Below are 4867 nucleotides of genomic sequence, written 5' to 3'. Positions count from 1 at the left end.
ATTTAAAGGGTTCTTGTTAATCCGGATCAACTGGAAATCTCTAAATGAGAGCTCTTAAAGATATAATACGAGGGGGGTTTTTATGGAAACATTTATTGTTACATACAAAGTTGAAAACCAAGTTGCAATGATTACACTAAATCGTCCAGAGGTAAAGAACGCACTTAGCAAATCCACACTAGATGAGTTATACACTTTATTTAAAAAAGCAAATGATGATGAACATGTAAAAGTGATTGTCGTACAAGGTTCAGGAAACTCTTTTTCTGCTGGAGCTGACATAAAAAGCATTCCATTAGAGGACATGAACTCCTTTGATTACGGCACCTATTTAGATGACACGTATAACCGTCTTATTCGTCAGATCGTCTCTACATCAAAGCCGGTGGTCGCTTATATTAACGGAATTGCTGTTGGTGCTGGATTAAGTATTGCTCTTGCGTGTGATTACAGAGTAGCAAATTCTAATGCTTTATTAGGACTTGGCTTCTTAAAAATCGGACTCGTTCCTGATGCTGGTGCTTCTTATTTTTTACCTCGTCTCATCGGGTTAAGCAAATCAATGGAATTAGCTTTAGGAAAAATGATATCAGCAGACGAGGCGTTGCAAATGAATCTTGTTACCCAAATTGGGCAATTAAATCAACTCATTTCTTCATTACGAAATGTTCCTCCAACAGCATTTGGATTAATGAAGCAAAATTTCCAACGTAGCTTTGATCATCATTTCGAAGACGTCCTACAAATGGAAGTAACAGCCCAGCGTCAAGCTGGTAAAACAAAAGAACATCAAGCTGCTCTTACACAGTTTTTAAAAAGGTAATCCTATAAAAGTGATGGCAATGATCCCGTTTGCTTCATGGTTGTAACAGACACTTCCTCTCCCCTCAACTATCTGTGTTCATGGCTTCCCCGTTTCAAATATGATATAGTATCGTTGATTACATATTTGAAACGATTTATGAATACAAAGGAGATGTTTTTGATGAGTGAAGCTGCAATTACATTAGATGGTTGGTATTGCCTGCATGATTTCCGCACGATTAATTGGCCGGCATGGAAAACAATCTCAACAGAAGAACAAGAACAAATTTTAGCTGAGTTCCATTCGATGATTGATAAATGGGAGCAAACAGAAGCAAACGAGCAAGGAAGTCACGCGATCTACTCAATCGTTGGTCAAAAGGCAGACATCATGCTCATGATTCTTCGTCCGACAATGGAAGAACTGAATGAAATTGAAGCAGCATTTAATAAAAGCCGCTTAGCTGAATTTACGATTCCTACTTACTCTTATGTATCTGTTGTAGAATTAAGCAACTATATGGCAGGCGAAAGCGATGAGGATCCTTACCAAAATCCACATGTTCGCTCACGTCTATACCCTCAATTGCCAAAGGCAAACCATGTTTGCTTCTATCCAATGGACAAGCGTCGTGATGGTGAGGACAACTGGTACATGTTGCCGATGGAAGACCGCCGTTCGCTTATGCGTAGTCATGGCATGATTGGCCGCAGCTATGCTGGGAAAGTAAAACAAGTGATTACTGGATCAGTTGGTTTTGATGATTGGGAATGGGGCGTCACATTATTTGCTGATGATGTTCTTCAATTTAAAAAACTTGTATATGAAATGCGTTTTGACGAAGTATCTGCTCGTTACGGTGAGTTTGGCTCTTTCTATGTTGGAAATATTCTTTCTCCTAGTCACCTATCTAGATACTTTCACGTATAAATAGTAAATGACCACATCTGATGTGGTCATTTTTTAACTGATTTTCAAACAGATAAGACACAGAAAGCAAGTCTTGGCGGACATACTCACTAAAAAAACTTATCATACGCCCCTTTTTTAAGTCATATAGTGAAGTAACTGCACCGCCTACGGCAAATCATCCTTTATTATTTTTGGATGCAGTTTTCGTTTCTTATCTCTTACTAACATCTAAGGAATGTCAACTTTGATAGGAGGTGAACGGATGGCTGTTATTAAAGCTAATTCAAGTGATATCGATATGCTCGCGAGACTAATGCGAGCGGAGGCAGAAGGTGAAGGAGAACTCGGAATGTTAATGGCCGGAAACACAATGGTGAATCGTACTAGAGTTCGCTGTCTAGATTTTGGTGGCGTCAATACGATTCCAGAGATGGCATTTCAATCTCCAGGTGGATTTGAAGCTGTTCAGAAAAGTTATTTTTACCAACATGCCCGGGATAGAGATCGGCGTTTAGCTAGGCGAGTAGTAAACGGCGAACGATTCCACCCTGCAGAATTTTCTTTATGGTTTTTCCGTCCAGAGGGAGCATGTCCAGCACAGTGGTGGGGGCAATGGAATACAGGTCGTTACAAGTTACATTGCTTCTACCAACCATTGCATTCGGACTGTCCTGAAGTTTTTGGAACGTATTAATTCATCAAGAAGTTCGAAAACCAGCGTTTACTAAGGCAATGTGTATTTTTGCTTGTCCGCAGTATCTAACTTTTTGTAACTGCACAGGAAAAATTTCCATTGACCATGATTATACTTAAAAAAGGGGCGATCTAAGTGTACCAACAACCATGGTATCCACAGCAACACACCCAAACACAAGCCGGTTTTGATGGATTTGGCCAACATCAGCAACAGCAGCCGTTTCATCATCAGCAACAACCAACCCAACAACCTGGGAATGGGCAATTTCCATTTATGCAGCAACAAGCGTTTCCACAGCAACAGCTGCAAGTACCTCCTATGCCGCCAGCGCAATTTCCAACTCCACCAGCTGAGCCGGGCATGCTGCCGCTTGAAATGTCTTTTATTGAAAATATTCTCCGCTTAAACCGTGGAAAAATTGGAACATTTTATTTTACTTATGAACAAAATGTAGAGTGGAACGCCAGAGTTTACCGTGGCCGCGTTGAAGAAGCAGGACGTGACCATATTATTTTAAGTGATCCAGAAACAGGCCAATGGTACTTACTTCTTATGGTTAATTTCGATTATGCTGTATTCGACGAAGAACTTGAATATGACTATCCTTTTAACGACGTACCACCGCTTGTAGCATTTCCGCCACGTCCGGATGGATCTGACTACTAAAAAAGCTGTCTTAAAAGTTGAAACAGGAAGATGTTACGACTCCGTGCGCTACTCATCCTGAGAGAAGTAACTCAAGGCTTTTAAAAAAATGCAGCGACTTCGTTCATGCTTTTCGGGGTATCCTATTAGGTCAAAACAGACCTTTTTAGATACCCCTTTCCTCTTTATAACCCTCTTAAAACAGCTAACCCTAACAACACCCAGCCAACAATAAAAGCAAGGCCACCGATTGGAGTGATCGCCCCAAGTTTCGTTACTCCGGTTAATGCCATCGCATAGAGACTCCCTGAAAAAAGCACAATTCCAATTAGGAAGCTCCAGCCCGCACCATTTAAACCTGGTAACGGATATTTCAATGCAATAATCCCTACGGCAACAATCGCTAAACCGTGAATCATGTGATACTGAACACCCGTTTGATAATTCTTCATCATACGTTCTGTTAATCTAGGTTCTAATCCATGTGCACCAAATGCGCCAATTACAACAGACAGTCCCATAACAATACTACCAATTAATAAAAATAATTTTGCCACTGTATTCGACTCCTTTTCATTATCTAATCTTTATTCGAAAGAACATTTTTGTGCTTCACGTGAAATTTCACGATCATTTTACTACAATAGAACAAAAGGAGGTTTTTCATATGAGTTCTATCAACGTTCGTCCTTATACCCTAGATGATTTTGAAGGATTATTAGATGTTCAAAAAGAAGCATTCCCTCCCCCGTTTCCAGAAGATTTATGGTGGTCACGCGCTCAAATTAAAGCCCATGTCACTACGTTCCCTGAAGGGGCTTTGCTTGCTGAACTAGATAACGTTGTCGTTGGCTCTGCTACCTCTCTCCTCATTGCCTATGACGGGAATCCGCACACATGGGAAGAAGTTTCAGATGATGGCTACATACAAAAAAGCCATAACCCTGCAGGTGATAGCCTGTACGGGATCGATTTATGCGTAAGACCAAGCTACCGAGGAAAAGGCATTGCCGGCGCTCTGTACGAAGCCCGAAAAGAAACCGTTAGAAAGCTTGGTCTAAAACGATTCATGGCCGGTTGCCGTATTCCAAACTATCACGAATATGCAAAACACCTTGATATAGACAGCTATGTAAGAGCTGTCGAAAAAGGAGAAATAAAAGATCTTGTCCTTACCTTTATGTTAAAGCAAGGCCTCCGCCCGCTTCAAGTAATGCCAAACTATCTAGAAGATGCTGAATCACTTGATTATGCAGTGCTAGTCGAATGGAGAAATGACCAGCTTTAGCAATGAAGCCATTGAAAAAGCTCTTGAAAGTTACTCATAGAAGGGGCTGAAAAAGAGAAAACCACCCTTTTTCAGTCCCTTCTTTAAAAATCGAGGATATTTCGATCCTTCTCTTCAATCTCACCGCCACTTTGAACAAGCGGCTTTGCAAAGCTGCTCGGCTGAGATGGGAGCACATAGTCTTGTTGGGGTGGTGTCGGCATTGGTGCCTGTTTTGTAGTAGGTGCTGAGCCTTTTAATAGGTTGCAGTATGCTTCAATGACCGCTGATGTCTCACGAACCGTTGCCTGATCGCCGTTTGAGATGGCTTGTCTAAGCTTTGTCACTTGAGATTCTATATGATCACAAATTTGATTTGCTGGAATGTTCATTTAGTTCTCCTCGCTTTTTGTTGATTTTTTTTATGTAAGAGCTATAGGGAAAAGGGAAGGTCGCCCTTTTCGCCTTGATCGTGCGGACATCGTGGGCGCTGGCTTCTCTCGCTGCGCGCCTTACAAGAAACCCACTTGTAAGGCTTTAA

7 protein-coding genes are annotated in these 4867 nt (G+C 41.3%); 5 read left to right on the top strand and 2 right to left on the bottom strand.

Going from position 1 to position 4867, the window contains the following annotated elements; genetic code table 11:
• Positions 1–82: 82 nt before the first annotated feature.
• From SAY88_RS24335 to gerQ, 4 genes are all read left to right on the top strand, one after another.
• A complete protein-coding gene (locus SAY88_RS24335; protein ID WP_332635024.1) occupies positions 83–823 on the top strand; it encodes an enoyl-CoA hydratase/isomerase family protein in 741 nt (246 codons plus the stop codon).
• A 162-nt stretch (positions 824–985) separates the two neighbouring features.
• Entirely contained in the window at positions 986–1735 is a 750-nt protein-coding gene (gene hemQ / locus SAY88_RS24330; protein ID WP_332635022.1) for a hydrogen peroxide-dependent heme synthase, read from the top strand.
• Between the two features lie 244 nt (positions 1736–1979).
• On the top strand, positions 1980–2411 hold the full coding sequence (locus SAY88_RS24325; RefSeq protein WP_332635020.1) for a cell wall hydrolase: 432 nt from the start codon (positions 1980–1982) through the stop codon (positions 2409–2411).
• 135 nt (positions 2412–2546) lie between these two features.
• Entirely contained in the window at positions 2547–3080 is a 534-nt protein-coding gene (gene gerQ, locus SAY88_RS24320; protein WP_332635018.1) for a spore coat protein GerQ, read from the top strand.
• A gap of 164 nt (positions 3081–3244) precedes the next feature.
• On the opposite strand, the gene SAY88_RS24315 is transcribed toward gerQ, so the two are convergent.
• Positions 3245–3616, bottom strand: a complete 372-nt coding sequence (locus SAY88_RS24315; RefSeq protein ID WP_332635017.1) for a DUF423 domain-containing protein — start codon at positions 3614–3616, stop codon at positions 3245–3247.
• 110 nt (positions 3617–3726) lie between these two features.
• On the opposite strand from SAY88_RS24315, the gene SAY88_RS24310 reads away from it, so the two are divergent.
• Positions 3727–4347, top strand: a complete 621-nt coding sequence (locus SAY88_RS24310; protein WP_332635016.1) for a GNAT family N-acetyltransferase — start codon at positions 3727–3729, stop codon at positions 4345–4347.
• A gap of 83 nt (positions 4348–4430) precedes the next feature.
• Here the strand turns inward: SAY88_RS24310 and SAY88_RS24305 are convergent, their stop codons facing one another.
• Positions 4431–4718 carry a DUF5327 family protein gene (locus tag SAY88_RS24305; protein ID WP_332635014.1) on the bottom strand — a complete coding sequence of 96 codons (288 nt, stop codon included), beginning with the start codon at positions 4716–4718 and terminating at the stop codon, positions 4431–4433.
• Between the last annotated feature and the right edge of the window lie 149 nt (positions 4719–4867).

It is taken from the genome of Halalkalibacter flavus, assembly GCF_036663575.1.
GTDB lineage: Bacteria > Bacillota > Bacilli > Bacillales > Bacillaceae_D > Halalkalibacter > Halalkalibacter flavus.
This window is presented reverse-complemented; position numbering and strand designations above follow the sequence as displayed.

Bases quoted from the DNA above. Each gene is read 5' to 3' on its own strand.
- SAY88_RS24305 (WP_332635014.1), bottom strand. From the start codon at position 4,718: ATGAACATTCCAGCAAATCAAATTTGTGATCATATAGAATCTCAAGTG.
- hemQ (WP_332635022.1), top strand. From the start codon at position 986: ATGAGTGAAGCTGCAATTACATTAGATGGTTGGTATTGCCTGCATGAT.
- SAY88_RS24335 (WP_332635024.1), top strand. From the start codon at position 83: ATGGAAACATTTATTGTTACATACAAAGTTGAAAACCAAGTTGCAATG.
- SAY88_RS24310 (WP_332635016.1), top strand. From the start codon at position 3,727: ATGAGTTCTATCAACGTTCGTCCTTATACCCTAGATGATTTTGAAGGA.
- SAY88_RS24325 (WP_332635020.1), top strand. From the start codon at position 1,980: ATGGCTGTTATTAAAGCTAATTCAAGTGATATCGATATGCTCGCGAGA.